Source organism: Streptomyces sp. NBC_01276 (assembly GCF_041435355.1).
Taxonomy (GTDB): Bacteria; Actinomycetota; Actinomycetes; order Streptomycetales; family Streptomycetaceae; genus Streptomyces.
Map to the genome: position 1 here is coordinate 2,466,354 of NZ_CP108442.1, position 15,454 is coordinate 2,481,807.

14 protein-coding genes are annotated in these 15,454 nt (G+C 72.0%); 4 read left to right on the forward strand and 10 right to left on the reverse strand.

The features are described from left to right. The first annotated feature begins 166 nt into the window (after positions 1-166). Complete coding sequence (locus OG295_RS10335) at positions 167-3,895, forward strand: hypothetical protein (RefSeq protein ID WP_371676613.1); 3,729 nt, start codon at positions 167-169, stop codon at positions 3,893-3,895. 17 nt (positions 3,896-3,912) lie between these two features. Next, positions 3,913-4,272, forward strand: coding sequence for a hypothetical protein (locus OG295_RS10340; protein WP_371676614.1), 360 nt, complete (start codon positions 3,913-3,915; stop codon positions 4,270-4,272). A gap of 72 nt (positions 4,273-4,344) precedes the next feature. Here the strand turns inward: OG295_RS10340 and OG295_RS10345 are convergent, their stop codons facing one another. The 4 genes from OG295_RS10345 to OG295_RS10360 form a co-directional block, all read right to left on the reverse strand. Next, positions 4,345-5,664, reverse strand: coding sequence for a hypothetical protein (locus OG295_RS10345; protein ID WP_371681155.1), 1,320 nt, complete (start codon positions 5,662-5,664; stop codon positions 4,345-4,347). After that, positions 5,654-6,208: a DUF6114 domain-containing protein gene (locus tag OG295_RS10350; RefSeq protein WP_371676615.1), complete on the reverse strand. Its 555-nt coding sequence runs from the start codon at positions 6,206-6,208 to the stop codon at positions 5,654-5,656. Before OG295_RS10350 ends, OG295_RS10345 begins: the two co-directional genes overlap by 11 nt. Before the next feature lie 103 nt (positions 6,209-6,311). Beyond that, positions 6,312-6,962: a DUF6230 family protein gene (locus OG295_RS10355; RefSeq protein ID WP_371676616.1), complete on the reverse strand. Its 651-nt coding sequence runs from the start codon at positions 6,960-6,962 to the stop codon at positions 6,312-6,314. 585 nt (positions 6,963-7,547) lie between these two features. Continuing rightward, complete coding sequence (locus OG295_RS10360) at positions 7,548-8,540, reverse strand: tetratricopeptide repeat protein (RefSeq protein WP_371676617.1); 993 nt, start codon at positions 8,538-8,540, stop codon at positions 7,548-7,550. A gap of 238 nt (positions 8,541-8,778) precedes the next feature. Here OG295_RS10360 and OG295_RS10365 point away from each other — a divergent pair, with 238 nt between their 5' ends. After that, positions 8,779-9,417 (forward strand): TetR/AcrR family transcriptional regulator, encoded by a 639-nt coding sequence (locus tag OG295_RS10365; RefSeq protein ID WP_371676618.1) that lies wholly within the window; start codon positions 8,779-8,781, stop codon positions 9,415-9,417. Positions 9,418-9,537: 120 nt separating this feature from the next. Here OG295_RS10365 and OG295_RS10370 read toward each other — a convergent pair whose 3' ends face one another. The 4 genes from OG295_RS10370 to OG295_RS10385 form a co-directional block, all read right to left on the reverse strand. Continuing rightward, on the reverse strand, positions 9,538-11,238 hold the full coding sequence (locus tag OG295_RS10370; RefSeq protein WP_371676619.1) for a methylmalonyl-CoA mutase: 1,701 nt from the start codon (positions 11,236-11,238) through the stop codon (positions 9,538-9,540). A gap of 86 nt (positions 11,239-11,324) precedes the next feature. Next, on the reverse strand, positions 11,325-11,654 hold the full coding sequence (locus OG295_RS10375) for a DUF3817 domain-containing protein (RefSeq protein WP_371676620.1): 330 nt from the start codon (positions 11,652-11,654) through the stop codon (positions 11,325-11,327). A 10-nt stretch (positions 11,655-11,664) separates the two neighbouring features. Next, the gene (locus tag OG295_RS10380; RefSeq protein ID WP_371676621.1) at positions 11,665-12,219 is read right to left on the reverse strand and encodes a MarR family winged helix-turn-helix transcriptional regulator; all 555 of its coding nucleotides are present in this window, start codon (positions 12,217-12,219) and stop codon (positions 11,665-11,667) included. A gap of 43 nt (positions 12,220-12,262) precedes the next feature. Next, a complete protein-coding gene (locus OG295_RS10385) occupies positions 12,263-13,633 on the reverse strand; it encodes an MFS transporter (RefSeq protein ID WP_371676622.1) in 1,371 nt (456 codons plus the stop codon). A gap of 70 nt (positions 13,634-13,703) precedes the next feature. Between OG295_RS10385 and OG295_RS10390 the strand changes: the two genes are divergently transcribed. Beyond that, complete coding sequence (locus OG295_RS10390; RefSeq protein WP_371676623.1) at positions 13,704-14,702, forward strand: DUF5937 family protein; 999 nt, start codon at positions 13,704-13,706, stop codon at positions 14,700-14,702. A 15-nt stretch (positions 14,703-14,717) separates the two neighbouring features. Here the strand turns inward: OG295_RS10390 and OG295_RS10395 are convergent, their stop codons facing one another. Both OG295_RS10395 and OG295_RS10400 read right to left on the reverse strand, forming a co-directional pair. Further along, entirely contained in the window at positions 14,718-15,014 is a 297-nt protein-coding gene (locus OG295_RS10395) for an MTH1187 family thiamine-binding protein (protein WP_371676624.1), read from the reverse strand. After that, positions 15,011-15,355 carry a DUF3817 domain-containing protein gene (locus tag OG295_RS10400; RefSeq protein ID WP_371676625.1) on the reverse strand — a complete coding sequence of 115 codons (345 nt, stop codon included), beginning with the start codon at positions 15,353-15,355 and terminating at the stop codon, positions 15,011-15,013. The genes OG295_RS10395 and OG295_RS10400 overlap by 4 nt, the downstream gene beginning before the upstream one ends. Positions 15,356-15,454 lie beyond the last annotated feature (99 nt).

Sequence of the window (15,454 nt, forward strand, 5' to 3'; positions counted from 1 at the left end):
TCCGTTCACGCCTCGGGGGAAGGCAGAGAACTCATCACACGCGCCTGACCAGCGCATACAAACACTTGAGCCTTCCTTCGGGCTGTTCACTTCGCTCCGAAGAACAGGCAGGCACGTGCAAAGATCGACCCTTTTGAGGGGCCGGAGCCCGAGAGTTCGGGCCACCGTGAGGCGCGGCCTCGCCAGCACCGCCGTGGCCACCAGCGCCGCCCTGCTGGCCGGCCTCATCAGTGCCGCCCCGGCCTCGGCCGTGGAAATCCCGCCGGACGACGAGCCGGCCTACCGGCCCATCAGCCTGGGCGTCCAGGACCGCCTCCACCGCTGCGCGGGCGGCTTCGCCCTGCACATCGGCGGTCCCGAGATGAAGGGCGTCGCCGCCAAGGCCCTCACCGGCACCCCGGCGGAGCTCGCCGCGGCAACCGCCATGGGCACGGGCATGGACCCCCTGCGCCAGGCGATGTTCAAGGACCGGGACTCCCGCGAAGGCTCCCCCGTCGCGTCCGCCGAGCGTCGCGAACGCTGGGAGGCCTCGAACTACCCGTACTGGAAGTCCGGCACCGCCGCGGGCATCCCGCAGTACGCCCCGCAGTTCGACAAGGACATCGTCGCCTTCACCCTGGGCCCCCAGCGTGACCTCTACTACCAGCTGGGCGGCGACGGCCACGCGCCGGCGTCCAAGGCCACGGCGGACAAGGCCAGGGCTCTCGCCGCCACGCTCAAGGGCCAGGACCCGAACCTGGACTTCGTCGCCGACTCCATGCTGAGCGACGCCGACAAGACCGAGTACAACTACGGCGCCACCACCGCCAGCGATGTCGCCCGCTACCTGCGCCTCGGCGGCTTCATGAAGCAGGCCCCGGCCGAGGACTCGGTCGAGTTCCGCCTGGAGGTAGAGGCCCTGAAGGCCGCCTGGGGCTCCTGTGACAGCCTCAACCCGGTCGACTACTACCGGGTCATGTCCCCGATCGTCGTGACCGCGCACCTGGAGTGGGAGCAGGAGTACGCCACCCAGAAGACGCCGCGCAACGAGATCGTCAACGCCGAGGTCGCGGCGGCCACGGAGGCCCGCAAGGCCACCGAGGCCATGATCGAGTCGCTCGGCCAGGCATGGCTCGCCGACCAGATCCTGACCTGGCAGAAGTACTGGGGGGACCAGCCGGCGAACGCGTCGGGCCGACCCGCCGCGTCCGTCTTCACCCAGGCCACCAAGGACCTGGGGACGGCCCGCACCAAGGCCGCCGACCAGGCGAAGACGGCGGCGACCGCGTCGGCCGCCGCCAGGACGGCGTCCGACAAGGCGGGCGTCGCCCAGAGCTCCGCCTGGGCCATCGCCGACGTCGCCAAGACCCCGCGCGGGCGCGGCCTGCTGTTCGCGCAGCAGTCCGTCCAGGTCGCCAAGGCCTCGGCCGCCGCCGCCGAGGCCGCCGCCAAGGCCTCGCTGACCGCGTCGAACGCCGCGAAGGCGACCGTCGCGGACAGCAAGACCCTGTACGCGCTGGCGCAGACCCAGTCGCACGCCCTGAACACCGAGTTCCGCCGCATCGCCGCCCAGGAAGCCGCCGCCCAGGCCAAGGCGGCGGCCGACTCCGCCGCGGCCCAGGCGAAGGAAGCCGCCGACAACGCCACCAAGGCGAAGGCCGCCCAGACGAAGGCCGAGACCGCTCAGGCCACGGCCAAGACCGCTGCGGAGAACGCCAAGGCACAGCGCGTCAAGGCGGAGCAGGAACGCGACGTCGCCAAGGCGGAGCACGCGAAGGCGACGGCGGCACGGAACAAGGCCCTGGCGGCCGAGGGCCGGGCCACCACCGAACGCGAGGCGGCCGCCAAGGCCCGCACCGCGGCCGAGAGCGCGGGCGACACCGCGGCGGACAAGCGGGACGCCGCCGAGGCCGCCGAAACCAAGGCCGCCCTCGCCCGCGACGGCGCTGCCGAGGCCGAACGCACGATGCGGGCGAAAGACGCCCGCGCCGCCGCCCTGGAGTCCGCGGCGGCCGCCTCCGAGGGCACGGCCGCAGCCGGCGACAGCCGCAAGGCCGCGACGGAGGCCCGTACCGCCGCCAACGACGCGAAGGGGGCGGCGGGCCGGGCACGTACCGCCGCCGACGAGGCGGGCACCGCGGCGGTCGACGCCCGCGCCGCCGCCACCCGCGCCGAAGGCGCCGCCGCCCGCGCACAGGCCGCGTACGACAACGCGAACTCGCAGTGGTGGAACAGCTACGCGGCCGCCCAGACCGCGCACGCCGCGGCCGCCGAGGCCATCGACGCCTCGGACGCCGCGTCCGCGAACGCCGTCAAGGCGGAACAGGAGGCCAAGAAGGCCCAGGCCGCCACGGCCCAGGCCAGGAAGGACGCCACCGCCGCGAAGGCCGAGGCCGAGAAGACCGCGGCCTGGTCCGTGGTCACCGCCGGGTACGCCTTCGCCACCTCGCAGGCGGCCGTGGCGGCCCGCGACTCCGCCGCGGAGGCGGTCAAGCCGGCCAACACCGCCATCGCGACGGGCACCCCGTACCGCGAGTCGGACTCGGCGGCGGCCTTCGCGGTCCTGATCGGGCAGACGGCCAAGCCCCTCGCCGACCAGCAGGCGGCCGCGGCAACCGCGAAGTCCAACGAGGCCACCAAGGCAGCGGCCGACGCCAAGGCGCTCGCCGACAAGGCGAGCGGCGACGCCAAGCTCGCCGCGCAGGCGGCCGCGGCCGCCGCCGCGGACACGGCCGCGGCCCTGAAGTCGGTGGCCGCGGCGCGCGCCTCCGCCGCCACGGCGGCGGCTGCCGCCTCCGCCGCGAAGACGGCGGACACCAAGACGACGGAGTACAACTCCCAGGCCGGAGCCGAGGTCGTCCTCGCCGGCAACGCGTCGAGGGATGCCGCGAGCGAGGCGGCGGGCGCGAACAGCGAGGCCACCGAGGCCGAGAAGAGCGCCGCCAACGCCCGTACCGCGGCGAACGCCGCGACCAAGGACGCCGACGCAGCGAGCAGCACGGCCACCAAGGCCGAGTCCGACGCGAAGGCAGCCGAAGGCGCCGCCGCCAACGCCCAGCAGTCCGCGAAAGACGCGGACGCGTCGGCGGGCCGGGCAGAAGAGGCCTACCGCAAGTGGGAAGAGGAGCTACGGGCTCACCAGCTCGACGCGGCCAAGTCCAACGGCGGTCCCGGCTACGGCGGGGCCGATCTGAACCTGAGCCAGGAGGACGCACTGCGCAAGGCCTGTGGACAGGCCTGCGTGGACGAGTACCGCGCCGCCCTGGCCGCGGCCAACATGGACGTGATCGACTGGGTGATCGAGAACGGCGGCCAGATCCTCCTCGACGTCCTGGGCATCACCGACGCGAGGAAGTGCTTCTCCACACTGGACGTGGAGAGCTGCCTGTGGACGGCACTGAACGTGGTCCTCATCGGTGCCTCGGTACTGAAGATCCCGCAGCTCGCGGTGGCCGTGGCCAAGATCGCGACCGGCCTGGGCAAGTTCTTCGCTACGACGGAGGCCGCCGCCCAGACACTGGCGCGGTTGAAGCCGATCGCGATGATCGGCGCGCGCATGGAATTCGGCGCCTTCCGCATCACCAGCGCCGCGGGCCTGAGTCCCACACTCCTCAAGCGGGCCGTCGAAGCCGGCGGCTGGAAGTGGACGATCAGCACTGGCCACGCCTTCCACCGGGCCCACGACGCCAGGAAGGGCGAGGTGGCCTTCCCGGCTCTGGACACGACGCACCTGAACCCCGATGACATCGAAAAGGCTCTTATCCTCAAGACTCTGGAGCACATGGGTAAGGGCGGAAGCATGGAGGGGCTGCAGAAACTGGACGTCACGATCGACGGCATCAGGATCATGGGGCACATCTTCAAGGTCGGACCGGACAAGATCTCCTTGTCGACGTACTACCAAATCGCACTGTGACCGGACAGGGAAACACCGTGACAGATCTGATGAAACTGGGGCGCGGAGTCGTCCCCGAGGACAATCCGGACGTGACGCCCGAGCAGTTCGGCCTCGCCGAGTTCGAGTACGTCGAGAAGATCATCTACGCCGGCCCGGACGAGATCCTCTCCATGCTGCGCACGCTGAAGGCCGAGAACTTCATCGGGCTGCCGCCGTGGGCCCGGAACCTGGCCTACCGGATCGCCTGCCTGCAGCGACCGGACGACGCCCCACTGCTGCGCGAGGCCGCGGACGACCTCCTCGCCTTCGGCCCCGACTGGGACGACATCGCCGAGGACCTCCAGGCGAAGGCCGACCTCCTGGATCCGCCGAACGGCACCGGGGCCGTTTCCTGACCCTGCACCGCAACAGGTTGTGGCCCGCACCCCCTCGGGGGTGCGGGCCACATCCGTGTACGGCGTACGCGGCTACTTCTCCGCCGGGCCGATGTAGTTCCTCAGGCCCGGGACGGTGAGGTTGCCGCCGAACTGGCCGGCCTGGACGACCTTGACGTTCGTGAAGAACGCGAAGGGGACGTTCAGGGGCGGCGGGCTGTTCGGGGTGAACTCGATCGGGATGAGGCCGAAGAGGTTGCCCTTGAGGCTCTCGGTGTACATGGTCACCTTGGCCCCGCGGATCTTGGACGTGGAGCCCGGGCGGGACTTCAGGTGCGCGATGTTGTTGCCCGTTCCGACCGTCTGGTAGAGGTCCTTGATGTCCAGGGAGTCCGCGGTGAACTTCAGGACCTTCTTGACCTTGCCGCCCGCCGTCTTCACCTCGACGATGCCCGCGTAGTCCAGGCCGTAGAGGGTCAGCAGCGAGCTGTCGAGGTACCAGGGCTCGTCCGGCAGCAGCGGGATGCCCTGCTCCAGCTTCGCGTCGGCCAGGGCCTTGGCGTCGAGGGTGGGGCACGGGAAGGGCTGCTTGCCGTCAGGGTCCGTGGACGCCGAGGCCGAGGGAGAGGGAGACGGCGAGGCCTCGGGGTCGGTCTCGTCGGCCGTCTTCTTCGGGTCGGCGGCCTTGCCCGTCTCGTCCTTCGGGGTCTTGACGGTGTCCTTGACGTCCTGGGGCAGTTCCTTGACCTCGACGCCGGCCTTCTTCGCCGCGTCGCGGATCGCGTCCGCGGCCGGGTCCGCGGTCTTCGTCGCGCCGCTCGGGGTGGGCGCGGGCGCCGGGGTGGCCGGCTTCTGCGCGTCCTTGATCGGCCTGCCGAGCGAGTCGACGAGGCCCTTGAGGGCGTCGCCCACTCCCAGCGGGTCGAGCGGGTTCGTGCTCTTGGTCGCCGAAGGGGACGGGGAGGGCGAGGTGCTCGCGCTCGCGGACGGCTTGGGCGCCGGGGGCACCTGCTTGTCCGCTTCCTTCTTGGTGGAGCCGGACGCGGCGGGCGCGGGGGTGGTGACCGGCTTCGGGGCCCCGCTCGCACCGGGCGAGGGCGTCGTGGTGGGCGACGTGCTCGGCGAGGGCGTCTTGGACGGCGACGGCGAGGCCGACTCCGACGGCTCGTCGGACCGGGTCACGCACGGGCCGGGCGCGAAGGGGATGTCCTTGTCGTCGGCCAGGGCCATCTTCGGGGCCATGCCCATCCCGACGAACACCGCCGTCGGCATCGCCGCCAGCGCCATCGTCTTGCCGACGGGTATCTGGAGCTTGTTCAGCAGCGACTTCCTGGGCGCCGCGTGGCGCGGGCCCTTCCTGTCGCGGGACTCTGCGCCAGGGGCCGCGCCCCTCTGCGTCTCGTCACCCCGCACTGTTCCTCCCGCCATCGGCGTGGGCATTGGTCTCGGTCGCGTAAGCCGTTTCCACGTCGCGGGGACCCGGGACCCCCAGGAGGCCGTGCACCGGCTCCTGAGCCTTGGCCTCCGCGTCGGCCTCGGGCTCCTCCTCGACCGGCTTCCCCGGGGCCCAGGACAGCGCGAGCGCGCCGCCGAGCAGGGAGAAGAGGAATCCGAGGAAGAAACCGCCCAGGTTGGACACCGGCAGGGAGACCAGCGCGAGGAGGATCGCGGCGACACCGGCGAACACCCGCATGCCCTGCTGGAACCAGAGGGCGATGCCGAGGGTGATCAGCAGGATGCCGATGATCAGCGAGCCCGCGCCGGCGGTGGTCGCCATCGCGATGGTGATGTTGCCCAGCCGGAGGTCCGCGTACGGGAAGTAGGCGATCGGTACGCCACCAAGGGAGGTGAAGAGACCCGCCCAGAAGGGCCGTTCCCCCCTCCAGGCACGGAAGCGGTAGTACACCACGGTGAACCAAGCGTCGTCTGCGGCGCGAACCGGGGCCTGGGGGTTCATGGACAACAGCTCCCTGGAAACGGTGGTACGGAAACTCTGTGGAGCCCGCGGGGGCGGACAGCGGCGTCCGCCCCCGCCCCCGCGGTCGCTCGACCGGGATCGACTACTTCTCGTCCTGGTAGCACGGCTGGTCGCCGCTGAGCAGACGCAGCTTGAGGTCGGGCAGCGTGAAGGTGCCCGCCGTCGTCGCCCACGCCTTCTGACGCACCTTCGTCAGCACGGCCTTCTTGGCACGCTGCGAGAACAGGGCGCCGTTGGCCACCGTGTTGGCCTGCGGTGCGGTCGGGTGGTCCTTGTCGGCCGCGTCCCCGACCGCGACACCGATGTCCAGGTCCTTGAACTCGGCGTCGGTGTCGAGCTCGGCGACGTCCAGGTAGATGTTCGTCGCGACCGCCGGCGTGCCCTTGTTGCCGGTCTGGAGCCTCATCGTGATGGGGCCCAGGCCGGGGATCGGGGTGACCAGGGACTGGCACATGTTGGTGATCTCGGCGCGGCGGAACCCGGAGATGGTGACCGGGTGGGCCGCCTCCTTGCCGTCCAGACCCTTGCCCTTGGCGACGCTGCCGTACTGGAGCAGGTCGTCACCGTCGAGCTTGTCGGCCGAGACCTTGAAGTCCTGGCCGGAGACGCTGAAGGACGCCGCGAGGGCTCCCTGCGCCAGACCCACACCGACCGCGGCCGTGGCCGCGATGCTCGGCACCATGACGAGCGCGAAGCGCTTCCATCTGGTCCCGCCACGAACCTGAGAACTCATATCGTTCCTCCTTCTCGGACGTACATCTCCGGTCCGGGCCGTGCCCGTCCTGGGATGGGAGAAGTGCTACGTCCTCGGGAAGGAGCGCAGGAGGCCGGGGTATGGCTGGGCCACGTCCCGTACACCGGCGATCACCCCCGAGCGACAACCACTGGGCCACGCGTTCGCGCAACCTGGAGGACAGGCTCCGCCGGGTGTGGTGGAGACCCCCCTGTCCCACGGCCGGTGCCACTGCCACCGGCCGGCCCGGTGGGGACCCTCCACCGCGGCTCCGGATGAGCGGCTCTGCGGGAAGGACCGAGCGTCGCCGATCGTGGTCCATTCGCGGCCGGGGCACAAGGGGGGTCGTTACTGGCGGGTAACGGCTGGATAACCGGGGTGCGACCGGCCGCCGTCGAGTGGCCACACAGGGTGTCACCCAGGGCCACGACAGAAGGGGAGAAGAACGAACCAACCGGACAGTTCACGGGGTTCGCTTTACTGCGAGTAACAGCGGCCGCGATTACCAAGTTTTGGTAAAGCGCGGCCGCTGTTTATCTACGTGTCAACAAATCGCCGGTACCCGGAGGGGCGCCCGGCCCCTGCCTAGAACAGCACGCGCGCCAGCGCGGTACGGGCGGCGGCGACCCGGGGGTCGTCCGCGCCGATGACCTCGAAGAGTTCCAGGAGCCTGACCCGTACGGAGTCCCGCTCGTCACCGAAGGTGACCCGGACGGTGTCCACCAGGCGCCCGAAGGCGTCGGCGACGTGCCCGCCGGCCAGGTCCAGATCGGCCGCCGCCATCTGCGCGGCCGGGTCCTTCGGATGGGCGGCCGCCTCGGCGCGCACGGTCTGCGGGTTCAGGTGCTGCACCCGGGTCAGCAGCTCGGCCTGGGCCAGGCCCAGCTTGGCCTCGGTGTTGGCCGGGTCGTCGGCGAGCACGTTCTTGTACGCCTGCACGGCCCCGCCCAGGTCGCCCGCGTCCAGGGCGACGACGGCCGCTTCCAGCAGGGCGTCGTACGGACCGGCCGGCTCGGGGGCCCGCTCGGCCGCCACGCCCTGCGCACCGGGGTCCACCTGGAGGCCGATGAGGCCGAAGCGCTCCTCGGCGACCTGGACCAGCTGGGCGAGGGTCTCGCGGATCTGCTGCTCCGGAGCCACGCCCTGGAACAGCGGCAACACCTGGCCGGCCACGACGGCGAAGACGGCCGGGATGCCCTGGATGCCGAACTGCTGCATCAGCATCTGATTGGCGTCGACGTCGATCTTCGCCAGGACGAAGCGGCCGTTCGCCTCGGCGGTCAGGCGCTCCAGGAGCGGGCTGAGCTGCTTGCACGGCTCGCACCACTCGGCCCAGAAGTCGAGGACGACCGGAACCTCGTTGGAGAGCTGGAGGACGTCGCTTTCGAAGCCGGCCTCGTCGACGTCGATCACGAGCGCGGACGGCGGTACGGCGCCACCGGGCACGGCGCCCGCTCCGGCGCCGCCCTGCCGGGCGGCCTCCGCGCGCGCCTGCTCGGCCTTGGCCTTGGCTTCGCCGGCCGCCTTCACCGCGGCGAGGTCGACGACGCCGCTCATGGACATGTTTCTGGGCTGCATGCGTACATCCTCCCCCGTGTGCGCGCGCCGACGAAAAGGATCCCGAAAGATCGTCCCACTGATCGGTCGAACCGTTGTGCGGCGCCGGGTCCCCACCTGGCGCCAGTAGCCTTCGCGTGGTTGTCGCTCTTTCGCTACGAGCCGTAGCGTAACTCCCCCGGGCCCCGGGCGCCCCGTGATCTGAACCACAGCGAACGACCCCCCGCCGGTTCCGCTACTGACGGGTATGGTCTCGGCCATGCGCAACCCCAGCCCTTGTACGAGCCCCCCGCCCGGTCGCACCGGCCGCCCCCGCAGCGCGGCGGCGGACGCCGCGATCCTCGCGGCGACGCGGGACGCGCTGGTGGAGCTGGGCTGGTCGAAGCTGACGATGGGGGACGTCTCGGCCCGCGCGGGCGTCGCGAAGACCACCCTCTACCGGCGCTGGGCGGGCAAGAGCGAGCTGGTCGTGGACGCGGTCGCGGAGTTGTTCGACGCGCTGGAACTCCCGGACCGGGGCTCGCTCGAAGCCGACATCGAGTACGTGGTCCTGCAGTTCGCACAGCTGCTGCGGCGCCCCGAGGCGCGCACCGCCCTGATGGCGGTGGTCGCCGAGTCCACCCGGGACGAGGCGCTGCGGGGGCGGATCCGGTCGGCGATCGTGGACCGGCAGAAACGTCTCGTCGTACTGGGTCGCGAACGGGCCCAGGCGCGCGGGGAACTTCCGTACGAGGAGGACGAGGCCCTCTCCGGCCTTGCCACGGACCTGATCTTCGACGTGATCGCGGGCACGGTGGTGCACCGCGCGCTGGTCAGCTGCGAGCCGGTGGACGAGCTGTGGGTGTCCGCCTTCACCTCGCTGCTGATGCACGGCCTGCGGGGCGCCGCTTCCGCCTGAGGCCCCGTCGGCCCGGCACGTCGGCCCGCGCCGGGCACCGGCCGCGTCCCCGGGAACGCGGAAGACCGGCCACCTCCCCCGCCGTGCGGCGGGGGCGTGACCGGCCTCGCGGACCGTCCGTCAGAAGCCGGGCGGCTCGGTGTAGGTGCCCCACTCGTCGCGCAGGACGTTGCAGATCTCGCCGAGCGTGGCCTCGGCCCGTACGGCGTCCAGCATGGCCGGGATCATGTTCGAGCCGTCGCGGGCGGCGGCGAGCATCGATTCGAGCGCCGCGCTCACCTTGGCGTCGTCGCGGCGGCCCTTGCGCTCGGCCAGCTCCTGGACCTGGACCCGCTCCACCTCGTGGCTGACGCGGAGGATCTCCAGGTCGCCGGTGACCGAGCCGTGGTGGACGTTGACGCCGACGACCCGCTTGTCGCCCTTCTCCAGGGCGCGCTGGTACTGGAACGCCGACTCGGCGATCTCCCCGGTGAACCAGCCGTCCTCGATGCCGCGCAGGATGCCCGAGGTGATCGGCCCGATCGGGTGCTGCCCGTCCGGGTGGGCGCGCAGGCCGCGCTCCTTGATCTGCTCGAAGATCTTCTCGGCGTCGGCCTCGATGCGGTCGGTGAGCTGCTCGACGTACCAGGAGCCGCCCAGCGGGTCGGCCACGTTGGCGACGCCGGTCTCCTCCATCAGCACCTGCTGCGTGCGCAGCGCGATCTCGGCGGCCTGCTCGCTGGGGAGGGCGAGGGTCTCGTCGAGGGCGTTGGTGTGCAGGGAGTTGGTGCCGCCGAGGACGGCCGCGAGGGCTTCGACGGCGGTGCGCACGACGTTGTTGTACGGCTGCTGGGCGGTGAGGGAGACACCGGCCGTCTGGGTGTGGAAGCGCAGCCACATGGCCTTGTCGGACTTCGCCCCGTAGACCTCCTTCATCCAGCGGGCCCAGATGCGGCGGGCGGCGCGGAACTTGGCGATCTCCTCGAAGAAGTCGAGGTGCGCGTCGAAGAAGAACGAGAGGCCCGAGGCGAAGTGGTCGACGTCCAGTCCGCGGGAGAGGCCGAGCTCCACGTAGCCGAAGCCGTCGGCGAGGGTGTAGGCGAGCTCCTGCGCCGCCGTGGCCCCGGCCTCGCGGATGTGGTAGCCGGAGACGGACAGCGGCTTGTAGGCCGGGATGCCGTTCGCGCAGTACTCCATGAGGTCGCCGATGAGGCGCAGGTGCGGCTCGGGTTCGAAGAGCCACTCCTTCTGGGCGATGTACTCCTTGAAGATGTCGGTCTGGAGCGTGCCGTTGAGCACGGCCGGGTCGACTCCCTGGCGCTCGGCGGCGACCAGGTACATGCAGAAGGCGGGTACGGCGGGCCCGGAGATCGTCATCGAGGTGGTGACGTCGCCGAGCGGGATGTCCTTGAAGAGGACCTCCATGTCGGCGGCGGAGTCGATGGCCACGCCGCAGTGGCCGACCTCGCCGAGGGCGCGGGGGTCGTCGGAGTCACGGCCCATGAGGGTGGGCATGTCGAAGGCGACGGAGAGGCCGCCGCCGCCGGCGGCCAGGATCATCTTGTAGCGCTCGTTGGTCTGCTCGGCGTTGCCGAACCCGGCGAACTGCCGGATGGTCCAGGTCCGGCCGCGGTAGCCGGTGGCGTGCAGACCACGGGTGTAGGGGTACTCCCCGGGCCAGCCGATGCGCTCGAACCCCTCGTACGAGTCCCCGGGGCGGGGCCCGTAGACGGGGTCGACGTCATCTCCGGAGAGCGTCGTGAAATCGGCCTCGCGCTTGCGGGCCTTGTCATACCGGGCCTGCCAGCGTCGGCGGCCCTCCTCGATGGCGTCAGCGTCCATACCCACGAATTTACTAGGACGTCCTAGTAAATGTCGATGGGAAACCCCGGGGAGTCCTTCCCCGGGGCGTCCGGCCGAGTGGGGCTCTAGGCCTTCGCGGGCTCCAGGGCGTCCTCGACCAGCGGCTCGACGTCCGCGCGGACGGTGCGCTCGACGAAGAAGGCGGCCAGCGGGATGGTCCCCGACGCCAGCACCCACAGCAGCTTGCCGAAGGGCCACTTCGCCTTGGAGCCCAGGTCGAAGGCGAAGACCAGGTAGATCATGAAGAGCACACCGTGGACCTGCGAGACCGCCAGGGTCAGGTCGGCGCCGGTGTCGAAGCCGTACTTGGCCACCATGCAGGCACAGAGGATCAGGAGCATGACCGCGGTCACGTAGGCCATGACGCGGTAGCGGGTCAGCACGCTTCGTTTCATGGCCACGAGCCTAACCGTCCGTTTTGCGCGATCTTGACGCGGCCCCGGCCCGGGGCTGGTTCTCCTCGAAGTCCGCGGCCGCCACCCGCAGCGGGCGCAGCAGCGCGAAGATCTCCGCGCACTCCTCGGCGTCGTACGCGCCCAGGCCGAAGTCGATGCCCATCAGGTCCTTCGTCGCCGCCTCGACGACCTCCCGGCCCTTCTCCGTGATGGACGCGAGCGTGCCGCGGCCGTCGTGCGGGTTGGGGCGCTTGGCCACCAGGCCGGACCGCATCAGCCGGTCCACGGTGTTCGTCACCGAGGTCGGGTGGACCATCAGGCGCTCGCCGATCTTCGACATCGGGAGCTCCCCCGCCTGGGAGAAGGTCAGCAGCACCAGCGCCTCGTAGCGGGCGAAGGTCAGTCCGTACGGCTTCACCACCGCGTCGACCTCGGCCAGCAGGATCTGGTGGGCCCGCATGATCGAGGTGATCGCGGCCATGGAGGGCACGGGACCCCAGCGCCGGCGCCAGAGTTCGTCGGCGCGGGCGATGGGGTCGAAGGGGAGGCTGAGCGGCTTGGGCATCCACCAGACCCTACCGGGCGGTCATTTGGCGGTCAGCCCCGTCTCACTCCTCGGCCCGGGGCGCGTGGAGCGCGCGGGGCGCACGGGGCGCGGCGGCGCGCAGCCGGGAAAGCAGGAGCAGGACGACGGCCGTGCCGAGGACGGCGGCCCCGGTGACCACCACGTGCGCCGGGAGGAACTCGGCAGCGGCCCCGGCGAGCGCCATGCCGACGCCCTGGAGGGTCATCAGGCCGGTGCTGAGCAGGGTCATCGCCCGGCCGCGCAGCGCTTCGGGGACGGCGTCCACGAACATCCGGTCGAGGCCGATGGTGTAGGCGTGGGTGAGCCCGGCCAGCAGGAGCGCCCCGAGGAGGACGGGGGCGCCGGGCCGGACGGCGTAGACGAGGAGCGGGAGCGACGCGACGGCCGCCAGCGGGGCGGTGATCCGCGAGCGCGTTCGGGCGGTGAGGGCCGAGCCGGCCCAGAGTTCACCGGCGACGGAGCCGACGGGCAGTGCGCACATGAGCACGCCGAGGGTGGCGGTGCCCGCGCCGATGCCGTCCGCGTAGGGCGTCAGGAGGGCCTCGGGCACGACGGCGAAGGCGGGCGGCAGCCAGCACAGCAGGGTCAGGACGCGCAGCCGCCGGTCACCGAAGACGGCGCGGATCCCGTCGAGGGGGGACCCGCCGACGACGGTGCCGGCGCGGGCGGGCCGGTCGCGGGTGCCCAGGCGCAGCAGCAGCGCGGAGGCGAGGAACCCCGCCGCGGTGAGGGCGATCGCCCCGCGCGGGGCGAGGACGGTGAGCAGGAGCCCGCCGAGGCCGAAGCCGGTGAGCTGGGCGCCCTGGGAGACCATGCGCAGCAGGGAGCGGCCGAGGACGAAGGCCTCGCCGGTGCCGAGGACGTCGGCGAGGGAGGCGCTGCGGGCGCCCTGGAACAGCGGGGCGACGAAGGCCATGGCGCAGCGCAGGACCAGGATCGCGGCGACCGGGGTCCCCGGCCAGACCATGGCGGCCGCGCAGGCGGCGCAGAGCAGGTCGCAGGCGACGAGGACCCTGCGGGCGGGGCGGCGGTCGGCGAGGGGGGCGAGGAGGGTGCCGCCGAGGGCGTGGGGCAGGAACCCGAGGGCGAAGGTGAGCGCGCTCATCAGGGCGGAGCCGGTGGCGCGGTAGACCAGGACGGTGAGGGAGATCTCGGCGACGACGACCCCGAGCAGCGACAGCAGGTGCGCGAGGAACACGACCCGGAACTCCCGGACCCGGAACACCGCACGGTACCCGTCGCCCTGTCGGCGCGGTACGGCCCCGGGACCGGAGACCGGACCCGAACGGGGCGCAGGGGACGGAGGGGAACCGGGCGCAGGCGTCGGCGCGGGCGCGGAGCCCGGCGGGGCGGGCGGCCGGGCGGGGCCGGGGGGAGGCGTGGGAGTGGGCATGGGGGTCAGCCTCGGCCCGCCTAGGGTGGGCCGGTAGACATTCGGCACCGGGCGAATCGAAGGGGCCGCCATGGGGAACCACTTCCGCTTCGGCCCGGCCGATCTGCTGCGCTGCCGCTTCGGGGTCTCCCCGCGCTGGGAGACGCAGGAGGCGGTACGGGTCCTGATGCGCCCGGAGCGGCAGGCGTACCACCTGCCCTGGCTGAGCCGGATCCGCGCCGCCGCGGCCGGCCTGGACCTGCGTCCGCTGTGGCTGCTGATGCCGCGCCGGGGGCACCACCCCGACCTGCTGAGCCCTCCCCCGACGGGACCGTCCCCGACCTTCGAGGAGGAGATGGCGCGGGTGCGCGCGGCGGCCGGCCGGCCGGAGGCGGCCCACGAGGACCTGCGCCGCTCCCTGGCCTGCACCCCGGGCGCCCTGGAGAGCGCCGCCGGGCGGCGGATGCTGGCGGATCCGGGCCGGGCGGTGGCGGAGCTGGCCGATCTGACCGAGGCGGCCTGGCGGGCCCTGGTCGCCCCGCACTGGCCCCGGCTGCGGGCCCTGCTGGAGGCGGACGTCCTGTTCCACTCCCGGCGGCTGGCGGCGGGCGGGCTGGAGGCGCTGTTCGACGGCCTCCACCCCGATCTGCGCTGGGACGGCGGGACGAACACGCTGACCGTCGAGCGCCGGGCCCATCACGACCGCGCACTCGGCGGCCAGGGGCTGCTCCTGATGCCGAGCGCCTTCGTCTGGCCGGAGGTGGTCGGCGGATACGACCCCCCGTGGCAGCCCACGCTGGTGTATCCGGCCCGGGGCATCGGCGCCCTGTGGACGGCCTCGGACGGACCGGCCCCGAGCGCGCTGGCCGGGCTGTTGGGCCGGGCCCGCGCCGAGGTGCTGTGCGCACTGCACGAGCCCGCCTCCACGACGGCCCTCGCGCACCGCCTGGGCCTGGCGCCCTCGACGGTCTCGGCCCACCTGAAGGCACTGCGCGCGGCGGGTCTGCTGATCCCGTCCCGCCACGGCCACCAGGTCCTCTACGAACGCACGCCCCTGGCCATCGCGCTGGCGGCCGGCTGCGCCCCGTAGCCGGCGCCGCGGCGCTCAGCCCTGGGCGAGGTGGCGTTCCACCGTCTCGATCTTCGAGGTCATCCCGTCGGTGATGCCGGGCCGGATGTCGGCCTTGAGGATGAAGGACACCCTCGGGGCCCGTTCCTCCACGGCGGCCACCGCGCGCCGGACCACGTCCATGACCTCGTCCCAAGGTCCTTCCACGGTGGTGAACATGGCGTCGGTGCGGTTCGGCAGCCCGGACTCGCGCACCACGCGGACCGCGTCGGCGACGTACTCGCCGACCTCTTCGCCGACCCCCAGCGGAGTGACCGAGAACGCGACGATCACGCCTGGGCCGCCTCACGGGCGCGGGCCGCGATGACGCTGTCGGCCTCGTCGCGCTTGAGCAGCCTGTCCCCGTAGAGGCCGCCGAAGGGCAGCAGCGCGAACAGGAAGAACAGGGCCACCTTCTTGGCCGGCCACTTCGCCTTGTTCCACACGTCGAGCAGGAAGATCGCGTAGATCACGAACAGGATCCCGTGCAGGATCCCGAGCGGCATCATCAGGTAGTCGATGTCCGACACCCGGCTGAGCAGCGAGCCGAAGATCAGCAGCGCCGGGAACGACAGGGCTTCCGGAACGGAGATGAGGCGCAGCCGGTGCAGGGCGGAAGCGGTCTTGATGTCCACGTGGAACCTTCGCGGGTGGAGGCCGGGGGTCCGTCCCAGTGTCTCAGCCGTCACGGAAGATCTTGTGGCGGGTCCCCCGGATCCCCCGGAGTCGGGAGA